This is a genomic window from Halorubrum sp. CBA1125 (assembly GCF_009742825.1).
GTDB lineage: Archaea > Halobacteriota > Halobacteria > Halobacteriales > Haloferacaceae > Halorubrum.
In genome coordinates this window covers 1-3,409 of sequence record NZ_WPCE01000253.1, presented here as the reverse complement: position 1 = coordinate 3,409, position 3,409 = coordinate 1, and the positions used below count along the sequence as shown (strand labels likewise).

Here is a 3,409-nt window from a genome sequence, read left to right as displayed (position 1 = left end):
CCGGTTCGACTCCCTCGCGCTCGATTCGCGCCGCAAGCGGCGCTCACCGGAGCGCGCCGACCCCGTCGTGCCGTCCGACGCCGTCTCGCCGCCCGACCGGCGACCTACCGCCCGAGCGTCCGCAGGTTCTCCGTCTCGACGCGGTCCGGGACGGCGTCGAGGGCCGCCTCGCACCAGTCGTCGTGGCCGAGCGTGATCGACGCGTCGGGGTTCCCCGCCGCGAGGCTCGCGACCCCCTCGGCCGCGGCCCGCCTGCGCCGCCGCGTCGGTCCGCTCCGGCACCTCCGCGGTGAGCGGGTACGTCTCCGAGAGCGCCCGCGGGAAGGGGCCGAACGGCGGCTTCACGCGCCACACCGCGTCGTAGTCGTGGTCGGACGGCGCGTTCGACTCCGTGAGCAGCAGCCGGTCGGGGACCGACAACCGGTCGAGCCGCCGGTGGTGACGACCGACCTCCGGCCGGCCGGCCGCCTCGTGCGAGGTGTAGAAGAACGCGTCCTTCGAGACGGGGTCGGTCCGCTCCAGCTCGTCCGCGTGGTCGAGCAGGGCGCGGTACCCGTCGAGCATGGCGGGGTGGCCGCGGGCGCGCCGGTCGACGAGTTCGAGGAGGTTCCCCGACCGGATCGCCGTCTTCACCCGCCGCAGCTCCTCGAAGGTGACGTACAGGTTGTGCTCGGCGAGCAGCTCCTCCGTCGACGCCCCGGAGTCGCCGTCCGCTCCCGTTCCGCTCCCGTCCTCGTCCGTCCCGTTTCCGTCTCCGCGATCCCGCAGCTCCGCAGGGGTGTGTTCCGCACAGACGGGACACGAGCAGGGGAAGTACGCCAGCTCGTCGAGATGCTCCGTGCCCGAGACGGTGAGGTACCGGCCGTCACGGGCCATCAGCGCGTAGGCGGCCGAGTCGAACAGGTCGCAGCCGGCCGCGACCGCCAGCGCGAGCATCATGGGGTGGCCCGCGCCGAAGAGGTGGACCGGCGCGGCCGGGTCGAGCCCGCGTTTGGCCGCGCGGACCAGCTCGACGACGTCGGCGTAGCGGTAGGCGTTCAAAAGCGGCACCATCGCGCCGACCGGGAAGACGTCGAGGTCGGTCCCGGCCGCGTGTCGCCCGGCCGCCTCGCGGAGGTCCGGGTACGTCGACCCCTGGCACGGGGGCGTTGACCAGCATCTCGCCGGTCTCGGCCGCCTCGGCGTCCGCGAGCGCCCGCTCCGTCGTTGCCAGCTCCCGCTCCGCGCGCTCGCGGTCGGCGTCGGGCGGCGTGGGCACGTCGACGGGGGTGGCCACGTCGCTGCCGATCTCGCGCTGGAACGCGAGTATCTCCGCCGTGGTCACGTCGATGTCGCCGTACTCGGCCAGCTGGAACGAGCCCGAGTCGGTCATGATCGCGCCGTCGAAGTCGAGGAACTCGTGGATCCCCTCCTCGCGGACGCGGTCGCGGATCCGGTCGGTGCTCCGGATGATGTAGGAGTTCGTGATCAGCATCTCCGCGCCGAACTCCGCCTGGAGCCGGCTCGGATCGACCGTGAGCACGTTGGGGTTGACGACCGGCAGGAGCGCCGGCGTCTCGACCGTGACCCCGGCGCGGGGGACCGACAGTCGGCCGATCCGGCCGGCCGCGTCGTGGTCCCGCACCTCGAAGTGGTCGCGCATACCCGGAGTGCGGGGACGCGGGCGGTAAGGGTTGCGTTCGGACGCGACACTGGTCCCGCCTCTCACTTGCATCCACGTCCCGGTTCCGGCGGGACCACCGGCGCCTCACAGCCCGGTCGGGTGGCTCACGTACGTCGTCTCCAGTCCCCACTCCTCGGAGAGCGACGCCAGCGCCCGGACGCCGAACGTCTCGGTCGCGTAGTGGCCCGCGAGGAAGACCGTCATCTCCGCCTCACGCGCCTCGTGGTAGACCTGCTGTTTCCCCTCGCCGGTGACGAGCGCGTCGGCGCCCGCGGCGGCCGCCTCGTCGAGCCAGTCGACGCCGGACCCGGTGACGACGGCGATCCGCTCGATCGGATCGGGACCGAAATCGAAGACCTGCGTCCCGGTCTCGTTGCCGTCGAACGCGTCCAGCTCCTCGCGGACCGCGTCGACCGCGATCGGCTCCGGGGCCTCGCCGATCGCGCCGATCGTGACGGGACCGATCTCGCCGAACGGCTCGCGCTCGTCGACCCCGAGCGCCCGCGCGACGCCGGCCGCGTTCCCGAGCTCCGGGTGGCCGTCGAGCGGGAGGTGCGAGACGTACAGCGCGAGGTCGTTCTCGACCAGCGCCGCGATCCGGTCGTACGCCCGACCGGTGACGCGGTCGATCCCGCCCCACGAGATCCCGTGGTGGACGACGAGGACGTCCGCGCCCGCGTCAGCGGCCGCTTCGATCGTCGCCGTCGCGGCGTCGACGGCGAACGCGACGCGCTCGATCTCGGTGGCGGCAGCGTCTCCGTCGGGACCGACCTGCAGTCCGTTCTCGCTGGCGTCGACGTCGGCGTACGCGGCCGTGTCGAGCCGGTCGTCGAGCCGTCGCACGTACGCGGAGAGGTGCATGTGCCGGGGTACGGCCGCGCCGGGATAAAAGACGGCGGAAGCCGGTCAGTCGTCGAGCTCCTCGGCGACCGAGTCCGGAGGCGCGCCGGCCGCGTTCGCGGGGCCGTCGTCGGCGGCGTCGCCCGGGGCGCCGGGCGAGGAGTCGAACTCGGGGTCGAACAGGTCGAGCGCCGTCCGGATGGTCTCCCAGTCGTCCTCGCCGGCCGCGTCGCGAAGCGACCGCGTCGGCGCCGCGAGCAGCTGGCCGACGAGGGCGTCCGCCAGGTCCTCGACGGTCTCGCGCTGGTCGTCCGTCAGCCCGCCCTGCGCCTCGAGCTTCGAGAGCGCACGGTCGAGTTCGCGGGCCTTGACGCGGTCGGCACCGGCGTACATCGCCGAGATGGCGTCGTCGGCGCGCTTGCGCTTGTACGCCTCCAGTATCCGATCGAGCTCCGCGTCGATGATCGCCTCGACCTCGTGGGCCTCGGCCTCGCGGCGCTCGCGGGTGCGGCGGGTGACGTCCTCAAGCGCGTCGATGTCGTACAGCGTGACGCCCTCGCGGTCGGCCGCGTCGGGGTCGACGTCGCGCGGCTGGGCGATGTCGATACAGACGAGCCGGTCGGTGCCGGCGACGTGGTGCGGCTCGACGACCGGCTCCGGGCTCCCCGTCGCGGAGATGACGAGGTCGGCCTCGGGGAGGACCGCAGGGAGGTCGGCGAGCCCCACCGCCTCGGCGGGCGTGTCGACCTCGCCGGCGACGAACTCCCCGTTCGGCACCGTCCGGTTCGCGACGACGATCTCGCCGACGGCCGTGCCGTCGAGCGCCCGAGCCGCGAGCATCCCCATCTCTCCGGCGCCGACCACCACCGCGGAGCCGTCGGTCAGGTCGATCTCGCTCGCCGCCAG

Annotated in this window: 1 protein-coding gene and 2 pseudogenes; all 3 read right to left on the bottom strand. The window is 73.5% G+C overall.

Annotated elements, in window-relative coordinates:
- Positions 1 to 1,642 (bottom strand): annotated as a pseudogene (gene tgtA, locus GJ633_RS15185) (tRNA guanosine(15) transglycosylase TgtA); the annotation flags it as partial.
- A 105-nt stretch (positions 1,643 to 1,747) separates the two neighbouring features.
- Positions 1,748 to 2,524 (bottom strand): Nif3-like dinuclear metal center hexameric protein, encoded by a 777-nt coding sequence (locus GJ633_RS15180; RefSeq protein WP_156589471.1) that lies wholly within the window; start codon positions 2,522 to 2,524, stop codon positions 1,748 to 1,750.
- Positions 2,525 to 2,569: 45 nt separating this feature from the next.
- Positions 2,570 to 3,409: pseudogene (locus GJ633_RS15175) on the bottom strand (glutamyl-tRNA reductase); the annotation flags it as partial.